Source organism: Rhizorhabdus phycosphaerae (genome assembly GCF_011044255.1).
Lineage (GTDB): Bacteria > Pseudomonadota > Alphaproteobacteria > Sphingomonadales > Sphingomonadaceae > Rhizorhabdus > Rhizorhabdus phycosphaerae.
On the sequence record NZ_CP049107.1, the window covers coordinates 3547282 to 3566460 of the forward strand.

The 19179-nt window shown below is 66.4% G+C and carries 17 protein-coding genes; 8 read left to right on the top strand and 9 right to left on the bottom strand.

The window, feature by feature from the left end; all coding sequences use genetic code 11:
• Window positions 1–25: 25 nt before the first annotated feature.
• Genes G6P88_RS16530 through rimP form a run of 4 tightly spaced genes read right to left on the bottom strand, consistent with a single transcriptional unit; the run spans window position 26 to window position 3122 of the window.
• Window positions 26–763 (bottom strand): DUF448 domain-containing protein, encoded by a 738-nt coding sequence (locus tag G6P88_RS16530; protein WP_165324159.1) that lies wholly within the window; start codon window positions 761–763, stop codon window positions 26–28.
• Window positions 750–980 (bottom strand): tautomerase family protein, encoded by a 231-nt coding sequence (locus G6P88_RS16535; RefSeq protein ID WP_165324160.1) that lies wholly within the window; start codon window positions 978–980, stop codon window positions 750–752. Before G6P88_RS16535 ends, G6P88_RS16530 begins: the two co-directional genes overlap by 14 nt.
• A 6-nt stretch (window positions 981–986) precedes the next feature.
• Window positions 987–2591 (bottom strand): transcription termination factor NusA, encoded by a 1605-nt coding sequence (gene nusA, locus G6P88_RS16540; RefSeq protein ID WP_165324161.1) that lies wholly within the window; start codon window positions 2589–2591, stop codon window positions 987–989.
• Window positions 2592–2597: 6 nt separating this feature from the next.
• Window positions 2598–3122, bottom strand: coding sequence for a ribosome maturation protein RimP (rimP, locus tag G6P88_RS16545; RefSeq protein ID WP_165325252.1), 525 nt, complete (start codon window positions 3120–3122; stop codon window positions 2598–2600).
• A gap of 278 nt (window positions 3123–3400) precedes the next feature.
• Between rimP and G6P88_RS16550 the strand changes: the two genes are divergently transcribed.
• Complete coding sequence (locus G6P88_RS16550) at window positions 3401–4951, top strand: methyl-accepting chemotaxis protein (protein WP_165324162.1); 1551 nt, start codon at window positions 3401–3403, stop codon at window positions 4949–4951.
• Between the two features lie 34 nt (window positions 4952–4985).
• On the opposite strand, the gene hemA is transcribed toward G6P88_RS16550, so the two are convergent.
• Together hemA and murI are read right to left on the bottom strand one after the other, a co-directional pair.
• Window positions 4986–6200 carry a 5-aminolevulinate synthase gene (gene hemA / locus G6P88_RS16555; protein WP_165324163.1) on the bottom strand — a complete coding sequence of 405 codons (1215 nt, stop codon included), beginning with the start codon at window positions 6198–6200 and terminating at the stop codon, window positions 4986–4988.
• Window positions 6201–6328: 128 nt separating this feature from the next.
• Window positions 6329–7123 (bottom strand): glutamate racemase, encoded by a 795-nt coding sequence (murI, locus tag G6P88_RS16560; protein ID WP_165324164.1) that lies wholly within the window; start codon window positions 7121–7123, stop codon window positions 6329–6331.
• A 145-nt stretch (window positions 7124–7268) separates the two neighbouring features.
• Between murI and plsY the strand changes: the two genes are divergently transcribed.
• The 3 genes from plsY to topA all read left to right on the top strand — a co-directional run bounded on the left by plsY (window position 7269) and on the right by topA (window position 11656).
• Window positions 7269–7856, top strand: coding sequence for a glycerol-3-phosphate 1-O-acyltransferase PlsY (gene plsY / locus G6P88_RS16565; protein ID WP_165324165.1), 588 nt, complete (start codon window positions 7269–7271; stop codon window positions 7854–7856).
• Window positions 7825–8952 carry a DNA-processing protein DprA gene (gene dprA, locus G6P88_RS16570; RefSeq protein ID WP_165324166.1) on the top strand — a complete coding sequence of 376 codons (1128 nt, stop codon included), beginning with the start codon at window positions 7825–7827 and terminating at the stop codon, window positions 8950–8952. The genes plsY and dprA overlap by 32 nt, the downstream gene beginning before the upstream one ends.
• A 115-nt stretch (window positions 8953–9067) precedes the next feature.
• Window positions 9068–11656, top strand: a complete 2589-nt coding sequence (gene topA / locus G6P88_RS16575) for a type I DNA topoisomerase (RefSeq protein WP_165324167.1) — start codon at window positions 9068–9070, stop codon at window positions 11654–11656.
• Window positions 11657–11702: 46 nt separating this feature from the next.
• Here topA and trpS read toward each other — a convergent pair whose 3' ends face one another.
• The 3 genes from trpS to secB form a co-directional block, all read right to left on the bottom strand.
• A complete protein-coding gene (gene trpS / locus G6P88_RS16580; RefSeq protein WP_165324168.1) occupies window positions 11703–12698 on the bottom strand; it encodes a tryptophan--tRNA ligase in 996 nt (331 codons plus the stop codon).
• Between the two features lie 58 nt (window positions 12699–12756).
• On the bottom strand, window positions 12757–14334 hold the full coding sequence (gene murJ, locus G6P88_RS16585) for a murein biosynthesis integral membrane protein MurJ (RefSeq protein WP_165324169.1): 1578 nt from the start codon (window positions 14332–14334) through the stop codon (window positions 12757–12759).
• Between the two features lie 66 nt (window positions 14335–14400).
• A complete protein-coding gene (gene secB, locus G6P88_RS16590; RefSeq protein WP_165324170.1) occupies window positions 14401–14901 on the bottom strand; it encodes a protein-export chaperone SecB in 501 nt (166 codons plus the stop codon).
• Window positions 14902–15128: 227 nt separating this feature from the next.
• On the opposite strand from secB, the gene G6P88_RS16595 reads away from it, so the two are divergent.
• The 4 genes from G6P88_RS16595 (at window position 15129) to G6P88_RS16610 (ending at window position 19082) form a co-directional block, all read left to right on the top strand.
• On the top strand, window positions 15129–15779 hold the full coding sequence (locus G6P88_RS16595) for a Tim44/TimA family putative adaptor protein (RefSeq protein WP_165324171.1): 651 nt from the start codon (window positions 15129–15131) through the stop codon (window positions 15777–15779).
• Entirely contained in the window at window positions 15779–17020 is a 1242-nt protein-coding gene (gene mltA, locus G6P88_RS16600) for a murein transglycosylase A (RefSeq protein WP_425594497.1), read from the top strand. The genes G6P88_RS16595 and mltA overlap by 1 nt, the downstream gene beginning before the upstream one ends.
• On the top strand, window positions 16998–17582 hold the full coding sequence (locus tag G6P88_RS16605; RefSeq protein WP_165324173.1) for a Smr/MutS family protein: 585 nt from the start codon (window positions 16998–17000) through the stop codon (window positions 17580–17582). Before mltA ends, G6P88_RS16605 begins: the two co-directional genes overlap by 23 nt.
• Before the next feature lie 126 nt (window positions 17583–17708).
• A complete protein-coding gene (locus G6P88_RS16610; RefSeq protein WP_165325253.1) occupies window positions 17709–19082 on the top strand; it encodes an alginate export family protein in 1374 nt (457 codons plus the stop codon).
• Window positions 19083–19179: the final 97 nt, after the last annotated feature.

Below are 19179 nucleotides of genomic sequence, written 5' to 3' on the forward strand. Positions count from 1 at the left end.
GTAACCGAACCCTTCACTTCGAACTTCAAAATTCCGTAGCGCGGATGGACCCTGCGGAGAGGTTCCGCAAGGCTGTAGCGCTTTCCGAACGTCCAATGAAACCGCACCAGCGGCTCAAAGCGTCTGCGACGCGCGCGGCGGATGCCGGCACAGTCACACCTATATGTACCACATTGTCGCGCCCGAGCGCCATCGACAATATGGTGCGATCCGCCGGAATTACTACCCCGCGCAGGTCTTCGCCTTCGGCATCGAGCCCCATGCGATAGGCCTGATCGAGCTTGCGATTGCCGTCCTCGGAGGCGTCGGCGGCGTGGATCAGCAGCGTCAGCTGTCCACGTCGCGCCGCATCGGCGATCCGGTCGCTGCCGGTCAGCACCGAGCCGGAGCGCATTTCCAGGCCGAGGCGATCGAGCGCGGCCCGGCGCAGGCCATCCTCGATGCGTTCGGGCAGATCGGGCGCGATGGTAATCTCGCCGGTCTTGAACGCGCGGGACAGGGCTCCCTTGAGCTTGCCCTTGGCGAGCGCCGTCTCAAGCGTCGGGCGATCCACGCCGATCCACGCGCCGCGCCCGGGGGCCTTCGCCCTCAGGTCGGGGAGAACCGCCCCATCGGGCGACAAGGCAAGGCGAATCAAGCTGTCGGGGGAGTCGCGCTCGTTCGACAGGATGCACTTGCGTTCAGGCGCGGCCTGCCTGCCCCCACCGGAACGGCGAGGTGCGGCGGTCGCGGCGTTTAGCGGATCATGGTCATCGTGGGCCATTCGCAGAAGCGACCTCCTGCGCTGGACTGGCCGGACGATCGGCGATCAGTATGCCGCCCGCACCGTAATTCTCCGTCGACACCTCGGTGATCGTGACCTGGACCGCGCTCGCCGGCTTGCCAAGATGCACGCCAAGGCTCGCCGTCACGTCCGCGACGATGGCGGCTTTCTGGGCGCGGCTGGCTGTGCCGGCGATGCGGATGTCGACGAAGGGCATGTGCGATCAGGCCTCGTCGGTGAACCAATGGGCGCGGGCCGCCATGATGATCTCGTTGCCCTGATCTTCGCTCAGGCCATATTCGGCCAGCACGCCACCCTTGTTGCTGTCTTCGCCGCCGCGATCGCCCCGATCGCCACGGTCCCCGCGGTCGTTCTGGCGACGGCGCTGGTCGGCGCGCTTCTTCTGGATGAGCTCGTCGGTGGCGAGATCGGCAAGGTCATCGAGCGTCTTGATGCCTGCCTTGCCCAGCGTGACCAGCATGGCTTCGGTCATATAGGGCAGCTCGGCGAGCGCATCCTCGACGCCCAGCGTCCGGCGCTCCTCGCGAGCGGCCGCTTCACGGCGCTCGAGGGCCTCCTGCGCGCGGCTCTGCAGCTCTGCACCCAGTTCCTCGTCGAAGCCTTCGATCGAGGCGAGTTCGTCGAGATCGACATAGGCGACCTCCTCGAGTGCACCGAAGCCCTCGGCCACGAGCAGCTGGGCCAGCGTCTCGTCGACGTCGAGCTCGTTCTGGAACATCTCGGAGTTCTGGATGAACTCCTTCTGGCGCTTCTCGCTGGCGTCGGCCTCGGTCAGGATGTCGATCGCCTTGCCGGTCAGCTGGCTGGCGAGACGGACATTCTGGCCCCGGCGGCCGATGGCGAGGCTGAGCTGGTCGTCGGGAACGACCACCTCAATGCGCTCTTCCTCCTCGTCGATGACGACGCGCGAGACCTGGGCAGGCTGCAGCGCGTTGACGACGAAGGTCGCGGTGTCGGGCGACCAGGGGATGATGTCGATCTTCTCGCCCTGCATTTCCTGGACGACCGCCTGAACGCGGCTGCCCTTCATGCCGACGCAGGCGCCGACCGGATCGATCGAACCGTCGTGGCTGATCACGCCGATCTTGGCGCGGCTGCCCGGATCGCGGGCGGCGGCCTTGATCTCGATGATGCCGTCGTAGATTTCGGGCACTTCCTGCGCGAACAGCTTCTTCATGAAGTCGGGGTGCGCGCGGCTCAGGAAGATCTGCGGGCCGCGATTCTCGCGACGGACGCTCAGGATCAGGCTGCGGACGCGATCGCCGACGCGAACGACTTCGCGCGGAATCTGCTGGTCGCGGCGGATGACGCCCTCGGCGCGCCCCAGGTCGACGACGACATGGCCGAACTCGACGCGCTTGACCACGCCAGTGATGATCTCGCCGGCGCGATCCTTGAACTCGTCATATTGACGCTCACGCTCTGCATCGCGGACCTTCTGGAAGATCACCTGCTTGGCTGCCTGCGCGGCGATGCGGCCGAATTCGATCGGGGGCAGCGGGTCGACGATGAAATCCCCGATCTCCGCGCCCTTTTGCAGCTTCTGAGCGTCGCTGACCGAAACCTGCTTGAAGAAGTCGTCGACCTGCTCGACCACCTCGACGACGCGCCACAGGCGCATGTCGCCGCTCTTGGGGTCGATCTTCGCGCGGATATCGTTCTCGGCGCCATAGCGTGCGCGGGCAGCCCGCTGGATCGCGTCCTCCATCGCCTCGATCACGATTTCGCGATCGATCAGCTTTTCGCGGGCGACGGCGTCGGCAATTGCGAGAAGCTCGGCCCGGTTGGCGGAGATGGCGGTGGCCATGACGACTTATCCTTCCAGTTGAATCTTGTCCGCGCCCTCGGTCGAGAGCGGCGCGGTGGCCTTGATGAGAGCGTCGGTCAGGATCAGCTTCGCGCTGGCGATCTGCGCCAGCGGTACCGCCACCTCACCCAATTTGTTTACACCGAGAGTCACCGAGTCGCCATCGCTCGCGATGATGCGCCCGTCGAACTGCTTGCGGCCGTCGAGCGGCGAGGCGAGCTTGACCCGTGCGTCGAAGCCGGCCCAGTCGATCCAGTCCTGAACGCGGGTCAGCGGGCGATCGATGCCGGGGGAACTGACCTCAAGCCGATAGGCTTCCTCGATCGGGTCCAATTCGTCGAACTTCTCGGAAATGCGCCGCGAAAGCGCCTCGCAATCGGATATGTCCAGCTGCCGCGTATCCGGACGCTCCGCCATGATCTGCAGCGTCGGATCGCTTTTGCCGCCGAAAAAGGCGACGCGCACGAGCTCCAGCCCCAGAGCTTTCGCTTCGGGCTCGATCAACGTGGTCAGCGCGGCGATATCCGCCATCATGGCTCCTGTTTGAAACGCAGCAGTTCTTGCGCCGGAAGCTTTCGCTACCGGCCTCGTCAGAGTTTCCAATGTCGAGAGGTGAGCGTGATATAGGCGAAAGCGTCGCGGGCGGCAATATGCGACGTCGACGTCAGGCCGAAAATCGCTCCAGCCTCTTGGTGCATGGCCGCATTAGGCATTCGCTAACCCCGTAAGCCTAGGAAGGAAGCCGAGATTTCCGCCCGGAACCGTGGATCGTCCGATTCGCAGTGCCGGCGGTCGTTACCGGAGATCCGATGCGTATTGTCGAACTCGACGTCCTGCGCCAGCGCGGGATCAAGTTGATCAGCTGGAGCAGCGCCGCCTTCACCGCGCTGCTGGCCCTGGCAATGTCCTTCGGACTGCTCGCGCCTTCACCTATGGCGGTCCTGCTGTCGGCCCTGGTCAATGTGCTACCCATGCGCGCCGTGGTGCGGAAGCGGCATGACGCGAAGAGCAGGATGATCGTCGGCGCGCTTGCGGCCGCGCAGCCGGCGATCCTAGTCTACAGCATGTCCGGTCATCAGTGGCAGATGGACATGCACATGTATTTCTTCGTCGCGCTGGCGAGCCTGACGATCCTCTGCGACTGGCGGCCGATCGTCCTCGCATCGGCTCTTGTCGCGCTCCATCACCTGATTCTCGATGTGGTGGCACCCCAATGGGTGTTTTCCGGTGACGGCAATCTCATGCGCGTCTTCGTCCACGGCGCCGCCGTCGTTCTGCAATGCGCGCTGCTCAGCCATATCGGGATGCAGCTCGCGGATCTGCTGATCCGCCAGGGACAGGCGCGGCACGAAAGCGATATCCTTGCGCGCGAGGCGGAAGCCGCAGCAGGTGAAGCGCGTGCGGCGCAGGATGCGGCCGAGCGGGCGCTGGCGGCAGTCGCGGCGGCCGAGTCGCGTACGGCTGCGGAGCGGCGCAGGCGCGAAGAGCGCGAGCAGGAGTTGCAGCTTGCCCGCCGGCAGGAGCTGGTGGCGCTTGCCGGCGAGTTCGAATCGTCGGTGCACGGGGTGGTGACCTCGCTCGGAGACGCGGCGCTCCAGCTCGAAGCGGCGGCATCGGCGCTCAACGAACTCGCCCATGACAGCAGCCACCAAAGCGCAGCTGTCGCACTGCAGGCCGCGAGGGCGTCGGATGCCGCCCGCACGGTAGCGCAGAGCGTCGGCCATCTTTCGCACTCGATATCCGGCATTGCGGCGAGCGTCGACCGGCAGGCGCAGCTTAGTGACCGGGCGCGGGCGAACTCCGCCACCGGCGACAAGGCGGTGCGGTCGCTTTCGGAACGCGCCACCGACATTGGCGAGTTCACCGGCAAGATCCAGTCTATCGCATCGAACACCAATTTGCTGGCGTTGAACGCGACGATCGAAGCGGCCCGCGCCGGAGAGGCCGGGCAGGGCTTTGCCGTCGTCGCCACCGAGGTAAAGAGCCTGGCAACACAGGCCTCGCGCGCGACCGAGGAAATCAGTGCGCTGATCGACGGTGTTCACGCCGGCGCGCGTGTCGCGGAAAGTTCTCTGGGGGACGTGCTCGACGTGGTGGAGGAGCTCAGCGTCGCTGCCGCGCGGATACGTGAGATGCTGGCGGCGCAACGCGATACCGCCCAACTGCTCGAAGCCAATGCGCGCCATACGGCCGAGGATGCGGACCAAATGCTCGCCCGCGTCAATCACGTCGCGGCGGTCGCGAGCGAGGCGGGTCAGCTGTCGAGCCAGGTTCGCGGCGCCGCCGGAGATCTGCTGGACCAGTCCCGCCAGCTGCAGCAGGTTACCGAGCGCTTCGTATCCCAGCTCCGCGCGGCCTGAACCCGGCTTTCGCGAGACGGTGACCGTCGGCGGATCACGCCGCCAGGCGCATCTCCATCCGGTCCCAGATTTCGAGCAGCGCTTGCGTCAGTTCGCGCATCATCTCTTCGCTGTGCGCCGGTCCCGGCGTGAAGCGGAGTCGCTCGGTCCCGCGCGGCACCGTCGGATAATTGATCGGCTGCACATAGACGCCATATTCGGCGAGCAGAATGTCCGAGATCTTCTTGGCCTTGACCGGATCGCCGACCATCAGCGGGACGATGTGGGTCGTGGTCTGCATCACCGGCAGTCCGGCATCGGCGAACATCTTCTTGAGCGTGCCGGCGGCGGCCTGCTGTCCGTCGCGCTCTTCCGACGATGCCTTGAGATGCCGGACGCTGGCCAGCGCTCCCGCGACCAGCACCGGCGACAACGAGGTCGTGAAGATGAAGCCCGGCGCATAGCTGCGGATGACGTCGATGATCATCTGATCGGCGGCGATATAGCCACCCATCACGCCGAAGGCCTTGCCCAGCGTGCCTTCGATCACGGTGATCCGGCTGGCTGCCTCGTCCCGATCGGAAATGCCGCCACCGCGCGGGCCGTACATGCCGACGGCATGGACTTCGTCGAGATAGGTGATCGCGTTATACTTGTCGGCGAGATCGCAGATCGCATGCAGCGGGGCGACGTCCCCGTCCATCGAATAGACGCTCTCGAAGGCGATGAGCTTCGGCACATCCGGATCTTCCGCAGCAAGAAGCTCTTCGAGATGGGCGAGGTCATTATGCCGGAAGACCCGCTTCTCGCAGCCCGAATTGCGGATGCCGGCGATCATCGACGCATGGTTGAGCTCGTCGGAGAAGATGACGCAGCCGGGCAGCACCTTGGCGAGCGTCGACAGCGTCGCTTCGTTCGACACATAGCCCGAGGTGAAGAGCAGCGCGCCTTCTTTGCCGTGCAGGTCGGCCAGTTCGGCCTCGAGGTCGACGTGATAATGGGTGTTGCCGCCGATGTTGCGCGTGCCGCCCGATCCGGCGCCGACGTCATGCAGCGCTTCTTCCATCGCCGCGATCACCGAAGGATGCTGGCCCATGGCGAGATAGTCGTTCGAGCACCAGACGGTGACCGGCTTCGGACCGTTATGGCCTGCGAAACAGCGCGCGTTCGGGAACATGCCCTTGTTGCGCAGGATATCGATGAAAACGCGGTAGCGACCTTCCGCGTGCAGACGATCGATCGCCTGGGTGAATACGCGCTGATAATCCAAGAGCCCTGCTCCCCAGCGCCCCGGCTTTCGCCAAAGGGCTAAACACCCGGCCTTTTACGGCGAGGGTCAGCCAAATACCAGTGCGAACAATTCCTAATATTCCCGATCACAGAATCGCGCATTCTCGATCACAGGATCGAGAGCCGGTCCAGACTGTGCGACGCAAGCGCCGAACGCAGGGCATCGGAGGTTTCGATCGGCGCGGTGAACACCGCCTCGCCCGACGGAGCTTTGGGCCAGCACTGCCCCTGGGTCAGATGGGCGATGCGCCGCGCGATTCCCGGGCCGCCATCGACGAAGCGCAGCGGCCTGGGAGCCGCAGCGGCCAGTTCTTCCGCGACCAGCGGGAAATGGGTGCAGGCCAGCACGACCGTGTCGATGCGCTCTCCGCCCGGCTGATCGAGCAGGCCGGAGAGCACCGCCCGATAATCGTCGACATAGGTCCGGTCGCCGCGCAACTTCGCTTCGGCCAGCTCGACGAGCCGTGCGGAACCATGCCGCAGCACGAGGCAGTCGGCAGCGAAACGGGCGGACAGGTCGTCGACATAGGGCTGGCGAACGGTCGCATCGGTACCAAGCACCCCGAAGGCGCGGGTGACCGACTGTTCGGCGGCCGGCTTGATCGCGGGCACCGTCCCCACCACCGGCAGGTCCAGCGCGGCACGCACGGCGGCCAGCACGATCGTGGAGGCGGTGTTGCAGGCGATCGTCACGAGCCGGGGCCGGTGGCGTTCGACCAGGCGCCCCAAAAGTGCGGGCACGCGCGCGGCGATTTCCGCCTCGCTCTTCGTTCCATAGGGGAAGCCGCCATTGTCGGCGACATAGACATAGGAAGCGGCGGGCAGCAGCGCTCTGGTCGGGGCGAGTACGGACAGGCCGCCCACCCCGGAATCGAACATCAGGATCGGACGATCATCGGCCATCGCGGCTCACTTAGGAGGCCCGCGCCGGCATCGCAACGGCTTATGCCCAGCCCGCCCGTCGGGCGCCTTTGCCGGTCACGTCGGTTGCGCCGCGACCGGCATCGACTATGCTGGACCGAACCATGTGGGGGAACGGGTTCACTGAATGCTGTCATTGACGACCATCCTGTTGCTGCTGGGCGGCTATCTTCTCGGATCCATCCCCTTCGGTGTCGTGCTGACGCGGTGGGGCGGTGCCGGCGATCTCCGCAAGATCGGTTCGGGCAATATCGGCGCGACCAATGTCCTGCGCACCGGCCGCAAGGGGCTGGCCGCAGCGACATTGCTGCTGGATGGCGGAAAAGGCGCGGCGGCGGTCCTGATTGCCGGCGCGGTGCAGCCCGAGGCCGCGCTCTGGGCCGGCGGCGCGGCCTTTCTCGGCCATCTCTATCCGGTCTGGCTGCGTTTTGCCGGCGGCAAGGGCGTCGCGACCATGCTGGGCGTCTCGCTGGCGGCCTGGTGGCCGGCCGGTCTGGCCTTCGCCATCGTCTGGCTGACCATGCTCGCCATCAGTCGGCGCTCGTCCGTCGGCGGTCTGTCGGGTGCCGTCGCCGCGCCGATCGCGGCCGCCATGGGCGGTCAGTCCGACGCTGTGCTCGTGATGCTCGGCATGACGCTTCTGCTGGTGTGGAAGCATCGCGGCAATATCGCGCGGCTGCTCGATGGCACCGAGCCCAAGGTGGGAGAGGGCTGAGCTGTCCGGCCAGCTGGATCATGACGAGCGGCTTGCCCGGCTTCGCCTGATCCGCACGCCGCGCGTCGGACCCGTCGCGCATGCGCAGCTCATCGCGCGTTTCGGGAGTGCGCGCGCCGCGATCGAGGAACTGCCCGACCTCGTCCGGCGCAATGGCGGCGCAGCGCCGGCTATCCCGGAACCTTCTGTTGCCCTGCTCGAGATGGAGCAGGTGGCGCGGCTCGGCGCGCGGCAGGTCTTTCGCGGCGAAGGCGACTATCCCGCCTGGCTCGACCGCTGCGATGGCGCGCCCGCCCTGCTGGTGATGCGCGGCAATCCGTCGCTGCTCGCGCGGCGGGCGGTTGCCATGGTCGGCGCGCGGAACGCCAGCGGCGCGGCGATGCGCTTTGCCCGGATGCTGGCGCACGATCTTTCCGCCCGGGGCTGGCTCGTCATATCGGGCCTGGCGCGCGGCATCGATACCGCCGCCCATGTCGGGGCGCTGGAGCATGGAACCGCGGCGGTGATCGCCGGGGGAATAGACGTCGTCTACCCGCCGGAAAATGACCGGCTGCAGGCGGAGATCGCCGAATGGGGCGTGCTGATCGCGGAACAGCCACCCGGCGTCGAGCCCCGTGCGCGGCATTTCCCCCACCGCAACAGGATCATCGCAGGGCTGGCCGAGGGCACGGTCGTCGTGGAAGCGGCGCCGAAGTCGGGTTCGTTGATCACCGCGCGCCTTGCCGGCGAATTCGGCCGCGACGTGATGGCGGTGCCCGGCTCGCCGCTGGATCCGCGTGCGCAGGGCTGCAACCTGCTGATCCGTGAGGGGGCGACGCTGGTCCAGTCGGCCGAGGATATCATCGAGTCGCTGTCGCCCATCGGCGGGGTATCGGTGCCGCCGACGCCGCTCTTCGTCGCCCGGCCGCAGCGGGATGTGGACGAGGCGGCACGGGATGCGCTGCTCGGTCTGCTTGGCCCCGTTCCCTTGCCCGTCGACGAACTCATCCGCCTGGGTGGCTTCGATGCACCGGCGGTTCATGCCGTGCTGCTCGATCTCGAACTCGCCGGCCGGCTGGAGCGCCACGCCGGTGGCAAGGTCAGCCTGACCGCATGACATTTCCGGGATGCCTGCCCTTGACGAGCGTCCGCCGGTCTAGCCACCTTCGTACGTGTACGCGTACGTAAGCCACCGGCCTATGTGCTCCCGAAGAGGATAGCCTGTAACCATCATGAAGCTTGTCGTCGTCGAATCGCCCGCCAAGGCCAAGACCATCGAAAAATATCTTGGTCCGGGCCACCGCGTTCTCGCGTCCTATGGACATGTCCGCGACCTTCCCGCCAAGGACGGCTCGGTCGATCCGGACAACGGCTTCGAGATGGAATGGGAGGCCTATGCCGATAAGACCCGCCAGCTCAAGGCGATCGCCGACGAGGCGAAAAACGCGGATGTCCTGATCCTTGCGACCGACCCTGATCGCGAGGGCGAGGCGATCAGCTGGCATGTGAAGGAGGTGCTCGGCAAGCGCCGGGCCCTTCCCAAGACGGTCCAGCGCGTGACCTTCAACGCCATCACCAAGCCCGCCGTGACCGAGGCAATGGCCAATCCCCGCGAACTCGACGAGGATCTGATCGACGCCTATCGGGCGCGGCGCGCGCTCGATTATCTGGTCGGCTTCACCCTGTCGCCGGTGCTCTGGCGCAAGCTGCCGGGCGCCAAGTCCGCCGGTCGAGTCCAATCGGTGGCGCTGCGCCTCGTGGTCGATCGCGAGCGCGAGATCGAGCTGTTCCGGCCCCAGGAATATTGGTCGATCACCGCCGACATGGAGCATGACGGCATTCCCTTCCTCGCGCGTCTCGTGCGCTGGAACGACCAAAAGATCGACCGGCTGACGATCGGCAACGGCCAGGATGCCCAGGCGGCGAAGGCGGCGGTCGAGGCGGGACGCTTCTCGGTCGCCACGGTCGAGACAAAGCCCCTCACGCGCAACCCGCCGCCGCCGTTCACGACGTCGACCCTGCAACAGGAGGCTGCCCGCAAGCTCGGCTTCTCGGCCAGCCACACGATGCGGCTGGCGCAGGCGCTCTACGAGGACGGCGCCATCACCTATATGCGGACCGACGGCGTGCAGATGGACGGCAGCGCCATCACCGCCGCGCGCGGGGCGATCGCCAATCGCTACGATGCGTCCTACGTGCCCGACAAGCCGCGCCAGTACACCGCCAAGGCAAAGAACGCACAGGAAGCGCACGAGGCGATCCGCCCAACCGATTTCTCCCGCGACCGTGCCGGCAGCGGCGACCATGGCCGCCTCTATGACCTCATCTTCAAGCGTGCGCTCGCCAGCCAGATGGCGTCGGCCAGGCTCGAACGCACGACGGTCGACATGACCGACGGCACCGGCCAGCAGGCGCTTCGGGCGACCGGCCAGGTCGTCCTGTTTCCCGGCTATCTGGCGCTCTACGAAGAGGGCCGCGACGACGAGGCCGACGACGAGAGCCGTCGCCTGCCGCGCATGAAGGAGGGCGATGCCCCCGCGAAGAAGAAGGTCAATTCCGAGCAGCATTTCACCCAGCCGCCGCCGCGCTATTCGGAAGCGAGCCTGGTCAAGAAGATGGAGGAGCTCGGCATCGGTCGCCCGTCGACCTATGCCTCGATCCTGCAGACGCTCAAGGACCGCGAATATGTGACGGTCGAGAAGAACCGCTTCCAGCCGAGCGAGAGCGGACGCCTCGTGACGAGCTTCCTGGAGCGCTTCTTCGAGCGCTATGTCAGCTACGATTACACCGCCCATCTCGAGGAGAGTCTTGACGACGTCTCGGGCGGGCGGGCGGGCTGGCAGGCCGTGCTGGAAGCCTTCTGGAAGGACTTCAAGCCGAAGACTGCCGAGGTCATGGACCAGAAGCCGTCCGAAGTGACGGCGGCGCTCGACGAGTTCCTGGCGCCCTATCTGTTCCCTGACAAAGAAGATGGCAGCGATCCGCGCCAATGTCCGGTGTGCGAGGCCGGACGCTTGTCGCTGCGCGGCGGACGCTTCGGCGCGTTCATCGCCTGCTCCAACTATCCGGACTGCAAATATACGCGCCGCTTCGCCCAGGCTGGGGCTGCGGATGCGGGTGCCGATGCTGGGCCTGTCGTGCTCGGTACCGACCCGGAGACCGGGTTGGAGGTCTCGCGCCGCGCAGGCCGCTTCGGTCCCTATATCCAGCTCGGCGACGGCAAGGATGCCAAGCGTTCGTCGATACCCAAGGACGTCGGCACCGACGCGCTCGACATGGAATGGGCAATGAAGCTGTTGTCGCTTCCGCGCCTGATCGGTCCGCATCCCGAGTCCGGCGAACCGATCACGGCGTCGATCGGCCGCTTCGGACCTTATCTGGCGCATAATGGCAAATATGCTCGCCTCGCGTCGACGGCAGAGGTTTTCGAAACCGGCATGAACGCCGCCGTGGTCAAGCTGGCGGAAGCCGCTGCGGGTGGCGGGCGTCAGCGCGGCAAGGCCGAGCCGCTGAAGCAGTTCGGCACGAGCCCGGTGACCAACGCCGAGGTCAAGCTGATGGCCGGGCGTTTCGGTCCCTATGTGACCGATGGCGAGACCAACGCGACGCTCCCGAAGACCGCCAATCCCGACGAGATGACTCTGGAGGCGGCGCTGGAGCTGCTCGCCGCGCGCGCAGCCAAGGGGCCGGGGACCAAGGCCAAGAAAAAGGCGGCCCCCAAAAAGGCTGCGGCTCCGAAGAAGGCGGCGGCGAAGACGACCGCCGAAAAGAAGCCGGCAGCCAAGAAGGCTCCGGCGAAGAAGGCAGCCGCAAAGGCTTGAGCCAGGAAGCGGCACCCCGGTCGGGGTGCCGCCTGAACCCGGCTGATTACAGGCCCATCGCCCGATAGGCGCTGGCGAGCGTCGGTGCGGCGAGCGTGCGCGCCTTCTCGGCCCCCTTGGCGAGGATCGCGTCCAGCTCGGCCGGGTCACTCTTCAGCGCCCGCAGCCGCTCGGCGATCGGGCCAAGTTTGCTGGCGAGCAATTCGCCGAGCGCCGGCTTGAAGCTGCCAAAGCCCTGGCCACCGAACTGGCCGAGAACATCGGCCGGGGTCGTGTCGGTCATGGCGGCGTATATGCCGACCAGATTGCGCGCTTCCGGCCGCCCTTCCAGCCCGTCGACGCTATCCGGCAGCGGCTCCGGATCGGTCTTCGCCTTGCGAACCTTGGACATGATCGTCTCGGCATCGTCGGTCAAATTGATCCGGCTCATGTCCGACGGGTCGGACTTCGACATCTTGGAAGACCCGTCACGCAGGCTCATCACGCGGGCGGCCGGGCCGCCGATCACGGGTTCGGGCAGGGTGAACAGTTCGACCCCGAAATCGGTGTTGAACTTGGTGGCGATGTCGCGCGCCAGTTCCAGATGCTGCTTCTGGTCTTCGCCGACCGGAACATGGGTCGCCTGATAGAGCAGCACGTCCGCCGCCTGCAGCACCGGATAGGCGTACAAGCCGATGGAGGCGCCCTCGCGGTTCTTACCCGACTTTTCCTTGAACTGGGTCATCCGGTTCAGCCAGCCGATCCGCGCGGTGCCGTTGAGGAGCCAGCAGAGCTCGGCATGGGCGGGAACGTCCCGCTGGCGAAACAGGACCGCCTTGTCGGGATCGATCCCGCAGGCGACGAGCGCCGCCGCCATCTCACGGATATTGTTCGTCAGCATCGCCGGTTCGTTGTGCACGGTGATGGCGTGCAGGTCGGCGAGGAAGAACAGGCATTCACCCTCGTCCTGCATCTGTACCCAGCGCTTGATCGCGCCGAGATAGTTGCCGAGATGAAGGTTTCCGGTGGGCTGGATGCCCGAGACTGTGCGCTTATGAGTCATGACAGCCGGGCTATTGGGGCGACGCCCGACCGAGTCAAGCGCGCCGTCCCCGACGCGCTCATCGGCGGCGCCGCAATTGCCCCTTCAGCGTGCTCAGCGAATAGGCCCCCAACCCGAAGACGAGGCCGAAATAGACCAGCATAGCCGCAGCGATCATCACGCCGAGCGCCGCCGCGCGCTCGAGCAGGCTGCGTCCGGTCCAGGGATCGATCCAGGGATTCAGGAAGAACAGCAAGGCGCCCATGGCCAGGGTGGCCGCGATCAACCGGATGCCCGTCCGACGGAGCCTGTCGTCGACCGCGAAATGGTCGCGGCGGCGCAGCGTCACATAGAGCAGGCCGGCATTCACCCAAGCGGAGATCGCGGTCGAAACCGCCAGGCCGACATGGGCAAGCGGCCAGATCAGGATCAGATTGAGCACGAGATTCACGAGCATCGCCACCAGCGCGATGCGGACCGGGGTTCTCGTGTCGGCCCGCGCATAGAAGCCCGGGGTGAGCACCTTGATCAGCACATAAGCGGGCAAGCCGAGCGAGAAGGCAGCAAGTGCCCGCGCGCTTGCGATCGTGTCGGCGGGGGTGAAGGCGCCATGCTGGAGCAGTGCTCGGATCAATGGCGTGGCCGAGACCATGAGCGCCGCGGTCGCGGGCAGAGTCAGCAACAGAACGAGTTCTATCGCACGATTCTGCGTATCCAGCGCCGCCTGCCGGTCGCCGCCCCCCAGCTGGCGCGACAGGCTGGGCAGCATCGCCGTGCCGACGCCGATGCCGATCAGGCCGAGCGGGAGTTGGTTCAACCGGTCTGCATAGTAGAGATAGGACACCGATCCTTCGGGCAGGAAGCGCGCGGCGAGGGTGGTCGAGATCAGCAGGTTGAACTGGACCGCGCCGGCACCGAGCGCGGCCGGGCCGATCAGCCTGAGCAGGCGCTTCACCTCCGGGCTGAGGCGCGGGAGGCGCACGCGCAGCCGGACACCGGCCTGCCAGCAGGCCAGGACCAGCCAAGCCAGTTGCAGGGCGCCAGACACGGTTACGGCGATCGCCTGGGTGCGCGCCGTGTCGACGTCGCTATGCCCGCGGAAGAACAGAAGGCCCGCGATCAGGCACAGGTTGAGCAGGATCGGCGCGGCGGCGTTGACCCAGAAACGGTTGAGCGAGTTGAGGATGCCGCCGAGCAGCGACACCAGCGAGATCAGCATGAGATAGGGAAAGGTGATCCGCGTATATTCTGTCGCGAGTGCGAATTTCTCGGGACCGCCGTCGCGAAAGCCGCCGGTCATCGCCCACACGATCGGCCCGGCGGCCAGCATCATGACCACCGTGAAGGCGATGAGAATCGGCAGCAGGACGGAGAGCACGTCCTCGGCAAAGTGCAGCGCCACTGGCAGCCCCTGTCCAGGGGCTTCCTTGTCGGCTTCCGCCACGGTCCGGTTGAACATCGGCACGAAGGCCGCCGAGAAGGCGCCTTCCGCGAAGAGAGCGCGGAACAGGTTCGGCAGGCGCCAGGCGATCAGGAAGGCGTCGGACGCGAAGCCGGCCCCAACGAAGCGCGCCATCAGCATGTCGCGGACGAAGCCGGCGATGCGGCTGACGAGCGTCAGCCCGCCGATGGTTGCGCTGGCTTTGAGCAGACTCATGCGATCAGTCCCCGGCCGCCTTTCCCGGCGGGGCGGGAAGGGCGGTCAGACGGGTCCATTCTGATTTCAGGCTTCCCCGGCCGGCTGAGCTTCGGCCAGTTCCTGCTGCTGCTGCGCCTGCTGCATGTAGAGCGCGCCGAAGTCGATCGGTTCGAGGACCAGCGACGGGAAATTGCCGTCGCGAATCGCATCGGCGGCGACGCGGCGGGCGAACGGGAAGAGCAGACGCGGGGCCTCGGCGAACAGGAATACGGGGATATGCTCTTCGGGCACGTTGCGGATACCGAAAAGGCCCGCATAGACGAGATCGACGACGTAGGAGGTCAGGTCGCCCTGGGTCGCCTTGATCTCGATCTTCAGCGCGACTTCGTAGACGTCCTCGCCGGCGAGCTGCGAACCGATGTTGAACTGGACGTCGATCTGCGGCTGCTCAGGCGCCTGATAGATGCCGGGAGCGCTCGGGTTCTCGAAGGACAGATCCTTGACATATTGGGCGATCATCGCGACCTGCGGCAGATTGTCCTGGCCATTACCCAGCGTTTCGGTAGCGCCCGTCTCTTCGCTCATTGCACGTCTTTCCATTGGTTCGTTGAGCCGGAGCAGGGGCCGCCCGCGCCCGGCGATGCGCTCCGCGCCTAGCAGGCAGGGCCGGGGCGGGCAATGGCACCATTGCCATCATCAAGCCTCTGTCGGCGACCGGCCAAGGCTACCCGAAAGGTCAGCCGGGCCGAGTCATTTGAAACTTGGCACCTTTGTCCCTATGTACTGTCCTCTCGTAGCGTGTTGGAGGTCTGGTGACCACGATTGTCATTCTCGCGATGGTGTTCCTCTTCGTGGCGTTTCGCCTGTGGAGCGTGCTGGGCCGTCGCACGGGCCATGAGCAGACGATCGCGCGTCCCGCCGAGACTGCGCCCGCTTCCATCGGTGCCGGACGATCCCTGCCGGACAGCGCGGCGCCGCTAGCCCCGGCGCGCCCGGCCACCGTCGAGCCGCGTGCCGAAGCCGGCGTCCGCGCGATCCAGGCAGCCGACGGCAGCTTCGACCCCGCGCAGTTCCTCGATGGCGCCCGTTCGGCCTATCGCATGATCCTCGAGGCCTATTGGCGCGGAGATGTCGATACGCTTCGCCGGCTGGTCGAGGATGATGTGTTCAACGCCTTTTCCGCAGCGATCGACGATCGCAAGGCAGCGGGCGAGACGCTCGACAATCGCCTGGTCTCGATCGAGAATGCGGTGATAGAGCAGGCGCGCATGAACGGGCAGATGGCCCATGTCACTGTCCGTTTCGATGCCGATATCGCTGCCGTTACGCGCGATGCCGAGGGCAATGTGCTCGCCGGTTCGCTGTCGGACGCGGTCCCCACGCATGACGTGTGGACGTTCAGCCGCCACGTGCGCGCGGACGATCCGAACTGGATGCTGGTCGAAACCGACGAGGCCGCGTGATCCGCCGCCTCGTCGCGGGGCTGTCCGCGCTCGCCGCCCTTTCGGCCTGTACCGTCGTTCCCAAGCCTCAGATCGCCGCTCCATCCCCGCCGGCTGTCCGGCCTCCGGCCGTTTCGTCGACGAGTCCGGGAAGCAATATCCCACAGTCCCCTGCGGCTCCGCGTACGGCGGTGGAAAGCGGCGTGCTGGCCGGACCGGCCTTCGCCACCTTCGGCATCGACGGCGGTGCTGCCCGCGCTGCGCTTGCGGCTTTCCGCACCTCCTGTCCCGCGCTCCAGCGGCGAACTGACCAGAGCGGCCTCACCCAGTCGGGCGACTGGACGGAGGCCTGTGTCCGTGCCGCGGGATGGCCCGACAGCGATGCCGCCGGTTTCTTCGGCAGCCAGTTGAGCGTGGTGCAGATAGCCGGGGGCAAGGCCTATGCGACCGGCTATTACGAGCCCGAGATCGCCGGGTCCCGCACGCCGGCACCCGGCTTCGATGTCCCCGTCTACAAGCGTCCTTCCGATCTGGTCGAGGGCGATCTCGGCGATTTCTTCCCCGACATGAAGGGCAAGAAGATCCGCGGTCGCGTTCAGGGCGGAAAGCTGTTGCCCTATCCCGATCGCGGCGAGATCGAAGACGGCGCACTGAAGGGGCGGGGGCTGGAGATCGGCTGGGCGGCGGACCCGGTGGAGTTCTTTTTCCTGCAGGTCCAGGGCTCCGGCCGGCTGCGCCTTCCCGACGGCTCGGTGATGCGCATCGGTTATGATGGGCAGAATGGGCGTGACTATGTCGGCATCGGCAAGCTGATGCGTGACCGTGGGCTGCTCGGCCCCGGCCAGCTTTCTATGCAGGGCGTGATGGCGTGGCTACGCGCCAATCCGGAAGAAGGCCGCGCGATCATGCGCGAGAATAAGAGCTGGGTCTTCTTTCGTGAACTTACCGGTGCAGGACCGATCGGGGCGCTCAACGTGCCCGTGACGGGCCGGGTGACCGTGGCGGCCGACCCGGCTTTCGTCCCGCTGGGGGCGCCGGTGATCCTGCAGCTCGACCGGCCCGAGGCCAGCGGACTGTGGGTCGCTCAGGATACGGGCGGCGCGATCAAGGGCGCGAACCGGTTCGACACTTTCTGGGGCGCGGGCGAGCAGGCCCGCACCATTGCCGGCGGCATGAGTGGGCGAGGTCAGGCCTGGCTCCTCATCCCGCGCACCGCTGCGGCGCGGCTGGCGGACCGGCATGAGCAGGCGGCTCGATCCTGACGAGGCCGCGCTCTGGCAGCGCGTGACCGCCACTGTGAAGCCGCTCCCGGGCAGGGTTGCGAAGGGCCAAGGCAAGGTTGCTGCGCCGCTGACCCCGCCGCCACCAGTCGAGCCAGCCGTGCCCAGAGCGCAGCGTGGCAGGGTTCCGCCGTTGCGGGTGCCTCCTTCGACGCCCGTGACACAGCAGAAACCCCTCCCCGATACGCTCGATGGAGGATGGGATCGGCGTCTCCGCCGGGGCATCGCGGCTCCCGACTGGACCGTGGATCTGCATGGCCACACGCTGGATAGCGCGCAGCGCCTGCTCGATCGAATCCTCGACCAGTCGATTGCCGAGGGTGTCCGCGTTCTTCTGGTCATCACGGGAAAGCCGCCCCGGCAAACCGATCGCGACTGGGATGGCCGGCCGCGCCGGGGGCTCATTCGCGCCTCGATCGGGCAATGGCTGGAGAGTTCTCGCCACGCCTCGCGGATTGCAGCGGTCCGCAATGCGCACCCTCGCCATGGCGGATCGGGAGCGCTCTATGTGATACTCCGACGCGCGAGAGAGATCGGTCGCTAGGCCAGAAAGCGGCTATACCAAAGTCTTAGGCAGGAGGCCGACGGGGAGGCGTGGCGAAAGGCGGCGGTTAAGCTTTTTTCGCTAGGCCCGAAGCAGCTATCCGAACCGGGAACAACTATCGTGAAAATGACTCGCTTCCTGCCCGCCACGCTGCTGCTTGCACTGCTGTCCTCTCCGGCAGTTGCGGAGCGCGGGCCGCTCGCCACCGCCCTGGGCGCGCCCGATAATCTGACGATCACTGCGGGCATGCGAACCCGGTTCGAGGCGTTTGGCGGCCAGTTCCGGCGGGGACGTGCGAACAGCGACGAGATGCTCTCGCTCAAGACGACGCTTGCCGCAGAATATGACGGCGGCGACGTCTTTTTCGGCGGGGAGCTCTGGGACGCCAGGACCTATGGGCAGGACCGACTGTCGAGCGCAGGCACGAGCGAGGTCAACGCTCTGGAACTGATCCAGGCCTATGCGGGCGTTAAGCTCGGCGACGACTCCAAGGGGGCCAAAACGGGCCACGGCAAGATCATGGCCGGCCGCTTCACGCTCGATATCGGCTCGCGCCGTCTCGTTTCGCGCCAGCGCTACCGTAACACGACCAATGCGTACACCGGCGTGTTTGCGGACTGGACGACGTCCAATAACTACCATCTGCAGTTGCTGTGGTCGATGCCACAGATCCGCCTGCCTGAAGATGCCGACGGGATCCGCGACGAGGGCGTCGAATGGGACCAGGAGACCACCGACCTGCAGTTCTTCGGCGCCCACCTCACCATGCCCAAGCTGCTGGGCGGCGTCGTCGAGGCCTATGGCTTCGGCCTTCGCGAGAAGGACAGCCCAGGCCGGCTGACGCGGAACCGTCGCCTGTGGACCGTGGGCGCCCGCGCCTTCCGCAAGCCGGCCAAGGGCAAATGGGATCATGACATCGAGGCGGCGTACCAGTTCGGCAAGACCCGGCGGACCACCGGCGTCACCGACCTTAGCGACCTCGATGTCGAGGCCTGGTTTGCCCATGCGGAGGTCGGCTATGGATTCGCCGACAAGCTCAAGTCACGGCTGTCGGCTCACATGGATGTCGCTTCGGGCGACAAGCGCGAGCCAGGAAAATTCGGTCGCTTCGACACGCTCTACGGCGCGCGGCGGTTCGAGTTCGGTCCGACCAGCCTCTATGGTCCGCTTGGCCGTGCCAACATCGTTTCGCCGGGCGTCCGCTTCGAAATTGCACCGAGCAAGACCTGGGATGCCTTCGTCATGGTTCGTGCGGCCTGGACCGAAAGCCGCCGCGACAGCTTCTCCCAGACGGGCGTCGTCGACGCGCAGGGCCGATCGGGCAGCTTTGCGGGTTACCAGGCCGAGGGGCGCTTCCGCTATTGGATCGTGCCGCAGCGCGTACAGGTCGACACCGGTGCTGCCTGGCTGTTCAAATCCTCGCTGCTCAAGAACGCCCCCAATGCGCCCGCGACCGGCGATGCCAAGGTCCTCTATCTCGACCTCATCCTGTCGATCTGAGCTTCGATGATCGAAAAGGCCGTGCCGCCTCCAGACGGCACGGCCTCCTCGGGCCCGTGAGACGGGTGCCGATAGCGGCGGGAGCAGATGGGGGGCC